The sequence below is a fragment of the Streptomyces scopuliridis genome (genome assembly GCF_042790125.1).
GTDB classification, from domain to species: Bacteria; Actinomycetota; Actinomycetes; order Streptomycetales; family Streptomycetaceae; genus Streptomyces; species Streptomyces scopuliridis_A.
Window position 1 is genome coordinate 6,539 of sequence record NZ_JBHTZS010000006.1, and the last position, 16,171, is coordinate 22,709.

Below are 16,171 nucleotides of genomic sequence, written 5' to 3' on the forward strand. Positions count from 1 at the left end.
GACGCCGACCAGCGGCCCTCCACCCCCCCCCGCCCCCCCCACCCCTCCAACACAACCCCCCGCGTCCTTTTGGGGTTTTTTTTTAGGCCTCCCTCACCCCCCGCCCCCCGGCCGTGTGGGTTGACCGGGTGCGCCCACCCCCCCACGGTCCTGTTCAGCCGGGGAAACGGCTCACTTGATGCGGACGACCTGCGGGTCGTGGTCGCTCGCCTGGTCGGCGAACTCCGCGTTGATGTGCACCACGTCGTACGCGGGCTTCTTGATGCCGGGGCTGACCAGGATGTGGTCCAGCGTCTGCGAGTTGCCGTCGTAGACGTAGCTGTAGCGCTCGTTCTTCGGCAGCGTGTCCATCAGGTCGGTGAGGATCCCGCCCTGGGTGAGGGTGGCGACCGGCTTGGAGAACTGGTAGTCGTTCAGGTCACCGAGGACGACGACCTTGGCCTTCTTGTCCTTGGCGAGCAGGCCGGCGACGAAGTCGTGGACCTCCTTCGCCTGGGTCAGCCGCTGGGTCTCGGAGCCGAGGGTCGGCGGCTGGAAGACGCCGTGGGTCGGCTGGTCGCCGCCCTTGGAGTTGAAGTGGTTGCCGATCACGAAGACCTGCTCGCCGCGGAAGGTGAACTCCCCGACCAGCGGCTTGCGGCTGCTCTTCCAGGCGTCCGAGGTCGGGTTGATCCGGCCCGGGGACACGGACAGCGTGATGTCCTTGCCGTTCTTGCCGGTGGTGACGACCTTGGTGGCGGTGGTGGCGTCGCCGCCCGGCCGGTCCACGAAGCTGACGCGCTTCGGGTTGAAGAGGAAGACGTTACGGATGTTGCCGCCCGGCTCACCGCCGTCGGTCTTGTCCGCCGGGTCGACGGAGCGCCAGTCGTACGCCGGGCCGCCCGCCGCCTGGATCGCGGCGACGAACTGCGCGAGGGTCTTGTCCGCGGCGACCGTACCGTCGTCCTTGGCGCCGTTGTTGTCCTGGATCTCCTCCAGGCTCACGATGTCCGGCGTGGCGAGGCTCTTGACGATGCCCTCGGCCAGCCGGTCGAACTTGGCCTGCGGGTCGGTCGGGTCGAGGTTCTCGACGTTGTACGTGGCGACCGACAGCTCGTCGGCCTTGCCCTTCTGGGCCACCTCCGGCTTGATACCGCCGGACTTGACCGTGCCCAGGGTGGTCGCCTGGAGGCCGTACCCACCGTAGTTGGCGTAGTCCAGCGGGCCGGTGGTCGTACCGGAGAGGGTGTCGCCGACATTGGCCGCGGGCTTGTCGCCGGTCAGCGAAGTGATCAGCAGACGGCCCGAGTTCACCTGGTCGTACGACGGGTAGACGGTGCCGCCGCGCGGGGTCGGGTTCTGCTCGGGCTTGGTGGTGACCCACGTCTCGCCGTAGGAGTTGGAGGCACCCACCACGCGGCTGTCGCCGATCTGGACCAGCATGCCCTCACGGGACTCGAACCAGTCCAGCGCGTAGTTGCCGGGCTTCAGCGGGAGCGACTCGATGCTGAGCCCCTTCGCGTCCGGCGCGTAGCTCTCGGGCAGCGTCGAGGCGTCGATCTGCTCGGCCGCCGGGAGCGGGTTGCCGGAGGACAGGACGACCGTGGTCGCGCCGGTCAGCTCGGTGACGGACTGGCTGCCCGAGCTCTGGCCGCCCGGGTAGTACTCGGTGACCTTGGCGGTGACCAGGACCGAGTCGCCGGCCTTCACCTGCGGGGTGGAGGAGCCGGTGAAGACGAAGACGCCCTCGCTGGTGGCCGGGTCGTTGTCCGGCGCGGTGTCCTGGATCCAGAAGCCGCGCGAGGAGCCGGTCCCGCGGACCGCGGTGACCACGCCGGGGACGTTGGTGACGGTCTTTCCGGCCTGCGGGGAGATCCGGGTGGTGCCCTGGATGTCGTGGATCCGCAGCTCGCCGGGGGTGGTGTTGGTGGGCGAGGGGGTGGGGGACGGCTCGCCGCCACCGCCGCCCGCGCCCGTGCTGTTGCGCGGGGTCGGCGTCGCGCCGGTGAAGTCGGCGGAGTTGTTGTCCGTGTCGGTGAGCGCCGCGTTACGGGCCACCGAGTGGGTGTTGTCGGCGCCGGTGGCGGGGGAGGTCTCCCGGACGGCGGCGGTGCCGAAGCCGACCAGGTCCTTGACGTTGGTGTCGGCCGCGCAGTCCGCCGCGGTCAGGCAGGTCAGCGGGGTGGTGGAACGGACGAGCGCGATGGTGCCGCTGCTCGCCGACATGGCGATGGTGCCGGTCGCGTCGGGGGTGGGCAGCGCGGTGTCGCCGCCGGATCCCTTGGCCTCCTCGATGAGGTAGCTGCCACCCGCGGGGATGGCGCCCTTGATCTCGGTGACCTGCCACTTGGAGGTGGAGGTGGGCGAGCCGCTCAGGTACTGGACGGACCAGCCGGTGAGGTCGAAGGGACCGTCGCCCGCGTTGCCCAGCTCGATGAAGTCGTTGGTGAGGGTGGCACCGGAGTTCCCGCCGCCGCCGAACACCTCGGAGATGACGGCGTCCGGGGACGGCGTCGCCTGAGCGGTGAACGGAAGCACGATGAGCGATCCGGCCAGGCCGACGGGGAGGGCCACGGCGATCGCCTTGGCACGCCGGCCGCGCAGGGCCGGGGGTATGGATGGGGACACGGTGAACTCTTCCTTGCGAATGTGACGTGTGGGATACGTGCGAGTCGTACGAGAAGCGCACGAACTATGAGAACCCTGGAAGTCGGCTCAAGATACGCGCGTAGATAGAACGTCAACAAGAGCCTGTGTCCAGCAAATACCAAGTGTTTCCCGACTGTTCGCCGGATTTAACCTGGATGTCGGAGAAGAGAGTGTCGTACGAGGGTCCGACAGCCGGGTGTGTGGCAGGCACAGTACCGGCGTGGCGGGCCGTTCGCGAAGGCCGCCTCCCGGGACATCCGCCCGGAGCGGACCGTGCCGGGGCCGGTAGAGTGAGCGCGTCGTCATCATGCCCGTATGGAGGGAAGCCGGTGCGAAACCGGCGCTGACCCGCAGCCGTGAGCCGCCTTTCCCGGCGGCGAGCCGGAATGCTCCGTACGCGGTCGTGACCGGCTCGAGTGCCATCGGAAGCCGCCGGTGGCCGGCATCGTCGAGGAATACGTTGCCGGGAGGGGCCGCTGGTGTGCCCGCAGCCCGGCTCCCGCAGGAGAGGCCCCGCCCGCCATGACCACCGTCCGCCGCTGCGCAGCGGCGCTCGCCACCACCGCCGTGCTCTGTGTGGCGCTCGCCCCGGCCGCCGTCGCGGGGGGCGATGTGCCGGCCGCCCCCGGCGCGTCCCCGTCCGCCGACCCCGCCCCCGAACCCTCTCCGGCCGAACCCTCTCCGGCCACGCCGGCGCCCGTCGTGATCCCGCCGGGTCTGTACGGCGAGAAGGACCCGACATACGACGGGGTCTGGCGCCAGTCGCTGGCGATGATGGGCCAGTTCGCGGCCCATGTGCGGCCCGCGAACCAGGCGGTGGCCTGGCTGAAGGGCCAGCAGTGCGCCAACGGCGCGTTCCCCGCGTACCGTCCCGATCCCGCCACGCCCTGCGACGCGAAGACGATGGTCGACTCCAACGCGACCGCGGCGGCCGTCCAGGCGCTCTCCACGCTCGGCGGGCAGCGGCCCGCCATGGACAGGGCGATCGCCTGGCTGAGGTCCGTGCAGAACAAGGACGGCGGCTGGAGCTACACCCCCGGCACCCCGAGCGACGCCAACTCCACCTCGCTGGTGATCGGCGCGCTGACCACCGCCGGGGTACGGCCCGCGGCGGTACGGTCCCCCGAGGGAAAGAACGCCTACGACGCGCTGGTGGGTCTATCGATCCCATGCACCGCGGCGTCGGGCGCGGACGCCGGTGCCTTCGCCTACCAGCCGGACGCCTCCGGGAAGCTGTCCGCCAACGACGACGCCACCGCGGCGGCCGTGCTCGCCGGGGTCGGCAAGCGGCTGGTGAGCGGTCCCGTGAAGGCGGGCCCCGCGCCGGACTGTGTCCCCTCCGCGGACCCCTCGCCGGAGCGGGCCGCCCGTAACGGCGCCGCCTATCTGACCTCCGCGCTCGCGGCCACCGGCCATCTCGACCTGCCGCCGATGCCCGGCGCCGACGACAGCGCGCCCCAGCCCGACATCGGGAACACGGCGGAAGCGGTCCTGGCCCTGACGGCCGCCGGTTACGGGAACCAGGCCAACCGGGCGCTGGAGTGGCTGAAGCAGAACAGCGGGGCGTGGGCGCAGGAGAACGGCCCCGCCGCCTACGCGCAGTTGATCCTCGCCGCCCACGCCACGGACACGGACCCGCGCAACTTCGGCGGTATCGATCTCGTGGAGCGGCTGAACGCGACCGGGCCCGCGCCGAAGACCATCGCCGTACCGGCCTCGCCGGCCGCCGCGGCGAGCACGAGCGTCGACGACGGCGGGCGCGCCGTGCTGTGGCTCATCGTCATGGGGGTGGTCGTGGCCGGCTACATCGGCTTCCGGATCAGCGTCCGCAGGAAGACCGCCCGGCCGTGATACGCACCCGCGCCTCCGCCCTCATACGCACCCTCGCCTGTCTGGCGGCCGTGGCGCTCGGCGCCGTCGTCGCCGGGGCGGGGACGGCCCAGGCGGCCGGTTACCGCTACTGGTCGTTCTGGGAGAGCGACGGCGCGACCTGGACGTACGCCACCCAGGGCCCGGCCACGGCGCGGCCCGCCGACGGCGCCGTCAACGGCTTCCGCTTCGCGGTGAGCGCGGACAGCGGCGACGCGGACCGGCCGCGCGAGACACCGGACTTCGCCGCCGTGTGCGGCGGCACCCCCGCGCGGGACGGCCACAAGCGGATCGCCGTCGTCATCGACTCCGGTACGGACGCCGACGCCCCGGACGGCGAGAAGCCGCCCGCGCTGCGGGCGGAGTGCGCCCGGGTGGGCGAGGACGCGACGAGCGCGGAGGCGCTCGCGGCGGTGGCGAAGCCGCTGCGCTACAACAGCGAGGCGCTGCTCTGCGCGATCGCCGGGTATCCGGCGTCGGGGTGCGGGGAACAGGTGGCGGCGGACGGAGGGACTGAGCCGGCGCCGACTCCGCCGCCCACGCCGGTACAGACGCCGCCTCCGGCGTACCCCACGGAACTGACAGCCGGTGGCATGACGGGCAGCGGCAGCCAGAACGCGGTCGTCTCCCGCACCACGAGTGACGACGACGGTCCGTCCTTCGGCCTCTTCACCGGGATCGCCGCGGTCGTCGTCCTCGCCGCCGCCGCTTTCTGGCGGGCCCGTCGCGTACGCGGATGAGGCGCGCCGCACACCGCCCCTCGAAGCGTCCCACCACCCTCCGCGCGCCCGAGGCGAACCGCTCCAACGCCCTGCACGCCGGGGCCTGGTGGCTCTGGGCGCTCGGGCTGGCCGTCGCCGCGTCCCGTACGACCAATCCGCTGCTGCTCGGGCTGCTGGTCGGGGTCGCGGGCTATGTGGTGGCGGCCCGCCGTACGGACGCGCCCTGGGCCCGTTCGTACGGCGCGTTCATCAAGCTGGGGCTGGCCGTGATCGTCATCCGGCTGCTGTTCTCGGTCTTCCTCGGCTCACCGGTGCCCGGCGAGCGCGTCCTGATCACCCTGCCCGAAGTGCCGCTCCCCGACTGGGCGGCGGGGGTGCGGATCGGTGGCCGGGTGACGGCCGAGCAGCTGGTCTTCGCGCTGTACGACGGCGCGAAGCTGGCCACGCTGCTGATCTGCGTGGGCGCGGCGAACGCGCTCGCCAGCCCGGCCCGGCTGCTCAAGTCGCTGCCGGGCGCACTGTACGAGGCCGGGGTCGCCGTCGTCGTCGCCATGACCTTCGCGCCGAACATGGTCGCCGATGTGGCGCGGCTGCGTACCGCCCGCAGGCTGCGCGGCCGGCCCACCGGCGGGGTCCGGGCGGTCCTCCAGATCGGACTGCCGGTGCTGGAGGGCGCGTTGGAGCGTTCGGTGGCCGTCGCGGCCTCGATGGACGCCCGTGGCTACGGACGTACGGCCGAGGTCCCGCGCACCGTACGCTCCACCACCACCGCGCTCACGCTGGGCGGGCTGCTGGGCGTCTGCGCCGGTTCGTACGCGCTGCTCGCGGCCGAGGGCGCGGGCTATGGACTGCCGCTGCTGGGCGCCGGGGTGGCCGCCGCGCTGGCCGGGCTGCGGCTCGGCGGCCGGCGCTCGGTCCGTACCCGCTACCGCCCCGACCGCTGGGGCGTCCGCGCCTGGCTGGTGGCGGGCTCGGGCGCGGCCGTCGCGGCGCTGATGATCCGGGCGGGCGCCGTCGAAGCGGACGCGCTGCACCCCGGTGTCGTACCGCTGGTGGCGCCGGAGCTGCCGCTCTGGCCGGCGGCGGGGGCGCTGCTCGGACTGCTGCCCGCGTTCGTCGCGCCCGTACCCGCCCCCTCCCCCGCGGCACTTCCCTCACAGAGAAAGACGGCGTCGTGATCCGGTTCGAGCAGGTGTCGGTGACCTACGGCGATGCCCCCGCGCCCGCGATCGGCGGGGTCGATCTCACCGTGCCCGAGGGCGAACTCGTCCTGCTCGTCGGCCCTTCCGGGGTCGGCAAGTCGACCTTGCTGGGGACCGTGTCCGGTCTCGTCCCGCACTTCACCGGCGGCCTGCTGCGCGGCCGGGTGACCGTCGGCGGCCGGGACACCCGTACCCACACACCGCGCGAACTCGCCGATCTGGTCGGCACGGTGGGCCAGGACCCGCTGGCGCACTTCGTCACCGACACCGTCGAGGACGAGCTGGCGTACGGCATGGAGTCGCTGGGTCTGGCGCCCGATGTGATGCGGCGCCGCGTCGAGGAAACACTTGATCTGCTGGGCCTGGCCGAGCTGCGCGACCGGCCGATCGCCACGCTCTCGGGCGGGCAGCGGCAGCGGGTCGCGATCGGTTCCGTACTGACCCCGCACCCCAGGGTGCTGGTGCTCGACGAACCGACCTCGGCGCTGGACCCGGCGGCGGCGGAGGAGGTCCTCGCCGTGCTGCAACGGCTGGTGCACGACCTCGGTACGACGGTCCTGCTCGCCGAACACCGGCTGGAGCGCGTGGTGCAGTACGCGGACCAGGTCATCCTGCTGCCGGGCCCCGGACAGCCCCCGGTCGTCGGGGACCCGGAGCGGATCATGGCGGTCTCGCCGGTGTATCCGCCGGTGGTCGCGCTGGGCCGGCTGACCGGCTGGGAGCCGCTGCCCCTGTCCGTACGGGACGCGCGGCGCCGGGCGGCGGGACTGCGGGAGCGGCTGGCGGGCCGGGAACCGGAGGCCGTGGACGGTACGGGGACGGTCGCGCCCCCGGCGGCACCGGCGGCGCCCCCGGCGGCGACGGCCGCCCGTACCCCGCTCGGCAGACTCCTGCGCCGCCGCGCGACACCGGCGAAGGCCGGCGCCCCCGACCGCGCCGGGCCGCTCGCGGTCGTCACCGGGCTCGGGGTACGGCGCGGCCGGACCGAAGCGCTGCGCGGGGTGTCGCTGACCGTCGCGCCCGGCGAGACCGTCGCGCTGATGGGCCGTAACGGCGCCGGCAAGTCCACGCTGCTGTCCACCCTGGTCGGGATGGTCGCCCCGGCCGCCGGATCCGTCCTCGTCGGGGACCGCGTACCGCACCGCACCCAGCCGGGCGAGCTGATCCGGCACGTCGGTCTCGTACCGCAGGAGCCGCGCGATCTGCTGTACGCGGACACGGTCGCGGCCGAATGCGCGGCGGCGGACAGCGACGCGGGCGCGGCGGACGGGAGTTGCCGGGCGCTGGTCCATGAGCTGCTGCCCGAGGTGGCGGACGCGACCCATCCGCGCGATCTGTCCGAGGGGCAGCGGCTGGCGCTGGCCCTCGCGGTCGTCCTGACCGGACGGCCTCCGCTGCTGCTCCTGGACGAGCCGACGCGCGGCCTGGACTACGCGGCGAAGGCCCGTCTCGTCGGGGTGCTGCGCGCGCTGGCGGCCGAGGGACACGCGATCGTCCTGGCGACCCACGATGTGGAGCTGGCCGCGGAGCTGGCGCACCGGGTGGTGATCCTGGCCGACGGCGAGATCGTGGCGGACGGCCCGACGCCCCGGGTGGTGGTCTCGTCGCCGGCCTTCGCGCCCCAGGTGGCGAAGGTCATGGCCCCGCGGGAGTGGCTGACGGTGACTCAGATCCGTACGGCGCTGGCGGCGACGGAGGCCGCGGGTGCCGCGGGGGCCGCGGCGCGGCAAGCGGAGGGGACGGAATGACGGCCCCGGCGCCCCGGGCGCGCGCCGTGCGGCTCGGCCCCCGCGCGGTCTGCGCCCTCGCCCTCATCAGCGCGATCGGAGTGGTCGCCTTCGGCTGGCCACTGCTCGCCGACTCCGCGTCCGGACTCGCGCACTCCCAGGACGCGCCGTGGCTCTTCGCCGCGCTGCTCCCGCTCCTCGTGGGCGTCGTCGTCGCGACGATCGCCGATTCCGGGCTGGACGCGAAGGCGGTGGCGATGCTGGGGGTGCTGGCCGCCGTCGGGGCGGCACTGCGGCCACTGGGAGCCGGTACGGCGGGACTTGAGCCGATGTTCTTCCTGATGGTGCTGAGCGGCCGGGTCCTCGGGCCGGGGTTCGGCTTCGTGCTCGGCTCGGTCACGATGTTCGCCTCCGCGCTGCTGACGGGCGGGGTCGGGCCGTGGATGCCGTTCCAGATGCTGGCCATGGGCTGGTTCACGATGGGCGCGGGGCTGCTCCCCGGCGCCGACCGGCCGCGGGGCCGCGGCGAGCTGCTGATGCTCGCGCTGTACGGAGCGTTCGCGGCGTTCGCGTACGGCACGGTCATGAACCTCCAGGGGTGGACGTACATCGGCGGGCTCTCCTCCGGGATCTCGTTCCATCCGGGCGATCCGGTCCACGACAACCTGGCGCGTTTCCTGGCGTACTGCGCGGCGACGTCGTTCGGCTGGGACCTGGGCCGGGCGGCGCTGACGGTCGTCCTGACCCTGACGATCGGCGCGACAGTGCTCAAGGCCCTGCGGAGGGCGACGCGACGGGCCGCGTTCGAGGCGGAGGCGCGGTTCGGGGACCCGGCGGCCGGGTCCTGAGTCCGGGTCCGGCGCTCAGCCGGCCGGCGTCCGCTCCGCGCTGCCGTCCGTACCCCGCGTGCCGACGCCCTTCTCCCCCTCCGGGAACGGATCCGCCTTCACGAGCGCGCCCGCGCGTGGCAGCAGCTTCCGGGGGCCCGCCAGCAGATACGTCAGCCCGAAGCCGGCCCCCACCACCACCGCGCCGCCCACCGCGTCGAGCACCCAGTGATTGGCGGTGGCCACGATCGCGCACACCGTGAGGAGCGGATGGAGCAGCCCGAGCAGTTTCATCCATGTCCTGGGTGCCAGGACGACGATCACCACACCGCACCACAGCGACCAGCCGAAGTGCAGCGACGGCATCGCCGCGTACTGGTTGGTGAGCGAGGTCAGCGCCCCGTAGTCCGGGTTGGTCAGATCCTGTGGGCCGTGCAGGGTGTCGATGAAGCCGAGGCCGGGCATCAGCCGAGGCGGCGCCAGCGGATAGAGCCAGAAGCCGATCAGCGCGAGCACCGTGGCGAAGGCGAGCGAGGAGCGCGCCCAGCGGTAGTCCGCGGGGCGGCGTACGTACAGGACGCCGAGGATCGCCAGCGGCACCACGAAGTGGAACGACGAGTAGTAGAAGTTGAAGAAGCTCTCGGCCCACTTCACGTCCACGGCCGCGTGGTTGACCCAGCGTTCGATGTCGATCCCGAGCGCCCGCTCGATCGAGTGGATCTGCCGGCCGTGTTCCTCGGCGGCCTCGCGACCGCCCGTCGCGGCGAGCCGGATCTGGGTGTAGACGGAGAAACCGACCCGGATGGCGAGCACTTCGAGCAGCAGGTTCGGCCGGCTGAACAGCCGCTTCCAGAACGGCGCGAGCGGTATCCGGCTCCAGCGCGCGGGCACCGGCCGCGCGTACTCGGTCGGAACGGGTTTCTCGAAGTACGGCGCGGCGCGCGTCAGGAACGGCACCGCGCAGGCCGCCGCCAGAGCCGCGACCAGCGGGGCGTTCTCCCGCAGGGGCACGAGCACCCCCACGTTCGGCAGGAGCATCGTCCCCGGCAGTGTCATCACCAGCACCACGACCGCCGGCCACACGAGCCGGTCCCTGGCCTGTGTTCCCACCCGGCCGACCAGCGCCAGCAGCACCCACAGCAGCTGGTGCTGCCAGGCCGTCGGCGAGACCGCGATCGCGACACAGCCGGTCAGCGCGACCGCGAGCAGCAGCTGCCCGTCACGCGCGTAACGGACCGCGCGTCGCAGCCCCAGGAAGACGACGACGGTTGCCAGCGCGACGAACAGCACCACTTCCAGGGGCCCTTCCAGGCCGAACCTGAGCAGTGCGCCGTGCAGGGACTGGTTGGCGAGACTGTCGGGTCGCCGGCCGAGGCCCGCGCCCGCCACATGGTGCACCCAGTACGCCCAGGAGTCGCCCGGCATCGCGAGCCACGCCACCGCCGTACCGGCCGCGAAGACCCCGGTCGTCGTCACCGCTGCCCGCTTGCGGCCGGTCAGCCAGAGCAGCGGTACGAAGAGCAGCATGGCGGGCTGGAGCGCCGCGCCGATGCCTATCAGCACCCCGGAGCCGCGTTCGCCCCGCGCGACGAAGCAGCCGAGCAGCACCAACAGGACGGGAATGATGCTGGTCTGGCCGAGCGAGAAGCTGTTGCGCACGGGCAGCGACAGCATCAGCAGACTGATCGCGACCGGCGCGGCCAGCAGTCCGGTACGGCGCGACACCCGGCCGGGCAGCGCACGGGCCGCGACGAGACCGAGGGCGACGACCAGCAGGAGCGTCCCGAGGGTCCACGCGATCCCGAGGCTCTGTTCGGCCGAGCGCGCCAGCGGTTTGAGCACGAGGCCGGCGAACGGTGTCCCGGTGAACCTCCCGGTGTCGTACAGCGAACCCGTCACATGCAGCACGCCGTTCTCACCGATCCAGGTCTCCAGATCGGTCAGCCGTTCACCGGGCGGATGCCGGAGCACCGCCGCCGCCTGTCTGACCGCCAGTACGGCGGCGACCAGCCAGAGAACCGCGCGGGCCGCACCGAAACCGGTCCCCGCCGTACCCGCCGCCGCACCGCCGTGCACGCTGTGCTCCGCATTCACCACGCCGCGCCGACCCTCCGCCCGTTCGTTGACGCCGTCCCTGGGGCATAGAGCCTCGCACTGCCCTGTCGGGAAGACTCACGCAACCCCCTCTTCGCCTGACTGTCATCCATGTTTTGTCCTGATGCCCCTGATTTCCGGACTTTCGAGGACAACGAGACGGTCCGGCGGCGGACAATGGGCGCGGTATCGCCATCCCTTGAGCCCGTCACCTCCCGTCCGTCACCTCCCGTCCGTCACCTCCCGTACCTCCCGTACCTCCCGTACCTCCCGTACTCCCGTACCTCCCGTACCTCCCGTACCTCCCGTACCGACGAAAGGTCCTCATGTCCCAGGAGCAGTGGAACGCGGTCGACCGCTACTTCACCGATCAGCTCGCGCCCGCCGACGAAGCGCTCTCGGCCGCCCTCGCCGCGAGCGACGCGGCCGGCCTCCCCGCCATCAACGTCGCTCCCAACCAGGGCAAGTTGCTGCACCTGCTGGCCCGGATCCAGGGCGCGCGCACGGTCCTCGAAATCGGCACGCTCGGCGGCTACAGCACCATCTGGCTGGCCCGCGCGCTGCCGGAGGACGGGAAGCTGATCTCGCTGGAGTACGACCCCGCCCACGCCGAGGTGGCGCGCGCCAATCTGGCGCACGCGGGGCTCGACAAGATCGCCGAGGTCAGGACCGGGGCCGCGCTGGAGACGCTGCCCGTTCTCGCCGCCGAGGACGCGGGCCCCTTCGATCTGGTCTTCATCGACGCCGACAAGCGCAACAATCCGCACTATGTGGAGTGGGCGCTGAAGCTCACGCGGCCGGGCAGCGTCATCATCGTCGACAACGTCGTACGGAACGGGGCGGTCAGCGACGCGGACAGCACCGACGACGCCGTACGGGGCACGCGGCGCGTGATCGAGCTGATGGCGGAGCACCCGCGGCTGTCCGCGACGGCGGTGCAGACGGTGGGCTCCAAGGGGTACGACGGCTTCGCACTCGCCCGCGTACTCGCCTGACCCACCCAGCCCCCGAGGACCACGCCGCCCCAGGACCTAGGCGGCGTGGTCCCTCGGCGGCCCCGGGACGCGTGGCCGTTCGCTGTCGGAGCCGCACATCTCGCGGGTCAGCTCCCGCACCAGCCGCACCAGATCCGTCGGCCGGTCGGGCCCCCACCAGTCCCCCAGCAGCTCCGCCAGGGAATCCTCGCGCGCCTTCGCCAGCACCTCGGCCATCTCCGCTCCCCGGTCACTGAGCGTCAGACCCAGCCCCTCGCGCCGCGCCAGCCCGCGCACCTCCAGCTGCCGGGACGCGTCGGTGATGGTCCTGAGCGGTACGGGCGTGACGTCCGCGAGCAGGGCGGGTTCCACCGAGCCATGGCGTCTGATGCGCAGCAGCAGCCAACTGGCCGCCGGGAGCAGGTCGTACCCCGCCTTCGCGGTGATCGTCTCGTAGATCCGCCGGCGGCCCTCGCGGCTGCCGAGGACCGACAGGGCGCGGGCGCACTCGTCGTGCGAGGAGCGCTCGACCGGGTTGGACGCCAGGGTCTCGGTGCCCTCCGGGGCGGTCACGGAGCCGCGCAGCTTGTCCTCCTTGAGGAACCACGCCACGAGGAAGGCGAGGAGCACGACCGGCACGGCGTACAGGAAGACATCGGTGATGGAGGTCGCGAACGCGTCGAGGACGGGGGGCCGCAGCGCGGCCGGCAGCCGGGTGATGGCATGCGGGTCGGCCGAGATGTCGCCCGGCGCGACGTCCGGCGGCAGCGTCTTGCCGGCCAGCGCGGCACTGATCTTGCCGCTGAGCAGATTGCTGAAGATCGTGCCGAAGATGGCGACGCCGAAGGAGGCGCCGATCGAGCGGAAGAACGTGGCGCCCGAGGTGGCGACGCCCAGATCCGCATAGCTGACGGAGTTCTGGACGGCCAGGACGAGGATCTGCATGACCAGTCCGAGCCCGGCGCCGAAGACGAAGAGATAGACGCTCATCTCCCAGGTGCCGCTGGACACGGTGAGCTGGTGGAGTAGCAGCAGTCCGAGGGCGGTGATGCCGGTGCCGAGGATGGGGAAGACCTTCCAGCGGCCGGTACGGCTGACGATCTGCCCGGAGAGGGTGGAGGTGATCAGCAGCCCGAGCACCATGGGCAGCAGATGCACCCCGGACAGGGTGGGGCTCACGCCCTGCGCCACCTGGAGGAACGTCGGCAGATAGGTCATCGCGCCGAACATCGCGAAGCCGACGATGAAGCTGATGAGCGCGACCAGCGTGAAGGTCCTGAGCCGGAAGAGCCGCAGCGGCAGTACGGGTTCGGCCGCGCGCCGTTCGACCCGTACGAAGACGGCGAGGAGCACCAGCCCGAGGACGGCGAGTCCGATGATCTCGGGCGAGCCCCAGGCCCAGGTCGTGCCGCCGAGCGAGGCGACGAGCACGAGGCAGACGGCGACGGACGCGATCAGGAAGGTGCCGAGATAGTCGATGGTGTGCTTGGCCGCGCGCACCGGGATACGCAGGACGGTGGCGATGACGAGCAGGGCGACGACGCCGACGGGCAGATTGATGTAGAAGACCCAGCGCCAGCTGAGGGACTGGGTGAAGAAGCCGCCGAGCAGCGGGCCGAGCACACTGGTCGCGCCGAAGACCGCCCCGAACAGGCCCTGGTACTTGCCGCGTTCGCGTGGCGGGACGATATCGCCGACGATCGCCATCGACAGCACGATCAGCCCGCCGCCGCCCAGCCCCTGGAGCGCGCGGAAGCCGATGAGCTGGGGCATGTTCTGGGCGATGCCGCAGAGCGCGGATCCGATGAGGAAGATGACGATCGCGGTCTGGAAGAGCTTCTTGCGGCCGTACTGGTCACCGAGTTTGCCCCAGAGGGGCGTGGCGGCGGTCGAGGCCAGCAGATAGGCGGTGACCACCCAGGACAGATGCTCCAGGCCCCCGAGGTCGCTGACGATGGTGGGCAGCGCGGTGGAGACGATGGTCTGGTCGAGCGCGGCGAGCAGCAGGCCGAGCAGCAGGGCACCGATGGCGACGAGCACGCCGCGCGGGTTCTGGCCCTCGCCGGGGGCGGGGCTCAGGGCAGGGGTGGTCACTTCCTGGGCCATGGGGGTATCTCCTTCTGAGCCATGGGCCGAGCCATGGTGTGTCTCCTCTGGTTCGCCGCCGGTTCTGGTTCGCCGCTGGTTCGCCGAACCTCCATCCTGGCCGCTTCGCACCGTTCTGTCCCGTTGTGCGGTATGAGGCACCCGCCTCCTCCCGCGTCCCGCGCGCACGGGAGACCCGCCGGGGATGCCCGGGCGTCGCATTCCGTTCGAGTACGGGCTGCATAATCGGCGGCAGTTCAAGGGGAGGGGACCCACGTTGACCGGACAGCTCTGTCCCGGATGCGGTACACCGCCGGCCGCGGAAGACAGACCCGGCTGCGACTGCGGGGAGCGCGGCGCGCGATCCGTGACGCACGCGAAAGGACCCGAGAAGAGCGCGACGGAGCGGGCGGCCGAGATCGCGGCGGCCGAGGACTTCGATCCGCTGCGGATACGGCCGTACGTGACGCTCGACGAGCGCCCCGAGGCGCCGCGCTCGTTCCGTACGGCGGGCCCGCTGCCGCCGCTCGCGCCGACGGGCACCCCCGCCGCGCCGCCGGTCGCGGCCGGAGGCGGCGAGGATCACCCGGCAACGCCGCCCGTCCGGCGCAAGCCGTACCGGGCGGCGGCGATCGGCGCCGCGGCGGTGGCGGTGATCGGTACGGTGGCGTTCGCCGGGAAGGTCCTCTCGCAGGACGCCGGGCAGGAGCGGGCGCGGCCCGCCACGGCGCACACATGGCTGCCGTCGATGAGCCCGCGGGACACCTCGCCGCCCGCGGTGACACCCACCCCGGTCCCGACCCCGTCGGCCACACCGCCGGCCGCCGCGCCCCCGCCGCCCGCCCCGACTCCGAGCGTTCCGCGGTCGGCCTCCGCGAAGGCGCCGTCCCCCTCCGCCCCGGAGACCCTGAACGAGCCGTTCCGGGAGCCCGGTCAGGACCCGGCGGGTGACTCGCTCGGTCCGGGCGACTCCGGGCCCGAGGTCGTCGAGCTCCAGCGGCGGCTGGCGGAGATCCGGCTCTTCCGCGGCAACGCCGACGGCCGGTACGACGACCGCGTTGCGGGTGCCGTCGGGCTCTATCAGTCGTACAAAAAGATTGACGGTGACCCTCTGGGCGTCTACGGACCGCACACCCGGCAGTCCCTGGAGGCGGATACCCGGGGTACCGGTCGCCGCCACTGACCCGCTTTGTATAATGACGAAACAAAGTGGTTCCGCCCGTTCACCCTGACCGACGGGCGGAGCCACTTGTCCCGCCCGGCCCGTCCGACCCGTCCGTCCCGCCCGCCTCGCTCGTCCCGCAAGTCCCGCCCGCCTCGCTTGTCCTCGCTTCCGCGCTCTGGAGTCCGCCGATGACGGCCACCGCTTCCACCACGACGTCCGTCCTGACCGCCCGCGCCCTCCTGCTCGACATGGACGGCACTCTCGTCAACTCCGACGCCTCCGTGGAGCGCTGCTGGCGCCTCTGGGCGAGCGAGCACGGCCTGGACCACGAGGAGGTCCTCAAGGTCGTCCACGGCCGCCAGGGGTACGCCACGATGGCCGTCCTGCTCCCGGACCGCCCCATGGAGCAGAACTACGCCGACAACCGCGCCATGCTCGCCCAGGAGACCGCCGACACCGAGGGCGTCGTCCCCATCCCCGGCGCCCCGGCCTTCCTGTCCGCCATCGCCGAACTCCCGCACGCGCTGGTCACGTCGGCGGACGTCGCCCTGTCCGACGCCCGTATGACGGCGGCGGCCCTCCCGATGCCCGGCACCCGCGTCACCGCCGAGGACGTCACCGCCAGCAAGCCCCACCCGGAGGGCTTCCTCCTGGGCGCGTCGGCCCTGGGCTTCGCCCCGGAGGACTGCGTGGTCTTCGAGGACTCCGAGGCCGGCATCGAGGCCGCGCGGGCGGCGGGCATGCGCGTGGTGGGCGTGGGTCCGCGAGCGAGGGCGATGTCCCCGGACGCGCATGTCGAGGACCTCACCCACCTGCGGGTGGAAGCACTGCCGACGGGCGAGATCGCGCTGCGCTTCGGCTGATCCGGCGGACGGTGA

11 protein-coding genes and 1 riboswitch are annotated in these 16,171 nt (G+C 72.5%); of the genes, 8 read left to right on the forward strand and 3 right to left on the reverse strand.

The features are described from left to right. Positions 1-171 precede the first annotated feature (171 nt). Positions 172-2,583: an endonuclease/exonuclease/phosphatase family protein gene (locus ACFRKB_RS11050; protein ID WP_463291732.1), complete on the reverse strand. Its 2,412-nt coding sequence runs from the start codon at positions 2,581-2,583 to the stop codon at positions 172-174. Positions 2,584-2,949: 366 nt separating this feature from the next. Next, a riboswitch (cobalamin riboswitch) is annotated at positions 2,950-3,018 on the forward strand. Positions 3,019-3,150: 132 nt separating this feature from the next. Here ACFRKB_RS11050 and ACFRKB_RS11055 point away from each other — a divergent pair. The 5 genes from ACFRKB_RS11055 to ACFRKB_RS11075 are packed head-to-tail and all read left to right on the forward strand — an operon-like array spanning position 3,151 to position 8,996. Then, entirely contained in the window at positions 3,151-4,479 is a 1,329-nt protein-coding gene (locus tag ACFRKB_RS11055) for a prenyltransferase/squalene oxidase repeat-containing protein (RefSeq protein WP_383105151.1), read from the forward strand. Next, positions 4,476-5,237, forward strand: a complete 762-nt coding sequence (locus ACFRKB_RS11060; protein ID WP_383105152.1) for an SCO2322 family protein — start codon at positions 4,476-4,478, stop codon at positions 5,235-5,237. Before ACFRKB_RS11055 ends, ACFRKB_RS11060 begins: the two co-directional genes overlap by 4 nt. After that, positions 5,234-6,397, forward strand: a complete 1,164-nt coding sequence (locus ACFRKB_RS11065) for an energy-coupling factor transporter transmembrane component T family protein (protein ID WP_383105154.1) — start codon at positions 5,234-5,236, stop codon at positions 6,395-6,397. Before ACFRKB_RS11060 ends, ACFRKB_RS11065 begins: the two co-directional genes overlap by 4 nt. After that, the gene (locus ACFRKB_RS11070; protein WP_383105155.1) at positions 6,394-8,169 is read left to right on the forward strand and encodes an ABC transporter ATP-binding protein; all 1,776 of its coding nucleotides are present in this window, start codon (positions 6,394-6,396) and stop codon (positions 8,167-8,169) included. Before ACFRKB_RS11065 ends, ACFRKB_RS11070 begins: the two co-directional genes overlap by 4 nt. Then, a complete protein-coding gene (locus ACFRKB_RS11075; protein WP_383105156.1) occupies positions 8,166-8,996 on the forward strand; it encodes an ECF transporter S component in 831 nt (276 codons plus the stop codon). The genes ACFRKB_RS11070 and ACFRKB_RS11075 overlap by 4 nt, the downstream gene beginning before the upstream one ends. Positions 8,997-9,011: 15 nt before the next feature. Here ACFRKB_RS11075 and ACFRKB_RS11080 read toward each other — a convergent pair whose 3' ends face one another. Further along, entirely contained in the window at positions 9,012-11,072 is a 2,061-nt protein-coding gene (locus ACFRKB_RS11080; protein ID WP_383105157.1) for a bifunctional glycosyltransferase 87/phosphatase PAP2 family protein, read from the reverse strand. A gap of 323 nt (positions 11,073-11,395) precedes the next feature. On the opposite strand from ACFRKB_RS11080, the gene ACFRKB_RS11085 reads away from it, so the two are divergent. Further along, a complete protein-coding gene (locus ACFRKB_RS11085; RefSeq protein ID WP_383105159.1) occupies positions 11,396-12,064 on the forward strand; it encodes an O-methyltransferase in 669 nt (222 codons plus the stop codon). A gap of 36 nt (positions 12,065-12,100) precedes the next feature. Here ACFRKB_RS11085 and ACFRKB_RS11090 read toward each other — a convergent pair whose 3' ends face one another. After that, positions 12,101-14,149 (reverse strand): MDR family MFS transporter, encoded by a 2,049-nt coding sequence (locus tag ACFRKB_RS11090; RefSeq protein WP_383105160.1) that lies wholly within the window; start codon positions 14,147-14,149, stop codon positions 12,101-12,103. Positions 14,150-14,495: 346 nt separating this feature from the next. Between ACFRKB_RS11090 and ACFRKB_RS11095 the strand changes: the two genes are divergently transcribed. Further along, a complete protein-coding gene (locus tag ACFRKB_RS11095; protein ID WP_383105161.1) occupies positions 14,496-15,311 on the forward strand; it encodes a peptidoglycan-binding domain-containing protein in 816 nt (271 codons plus the stop codon). 170 nt (positions 15,312-15,481) lie between these two features. Then, a complete protein-coding gene (locus tag ACFRKB_RS11100) occupies positions 15,482-16,156 on the forward strand; it encodes an HAD-IA family hydrolase (RefSeq protein WP_383105162.1) in 675 nt (224 codons plus the stop codon). The last annotated feature ends 15 nt before the right edge of the window (positions 16,157-16,171 follow it).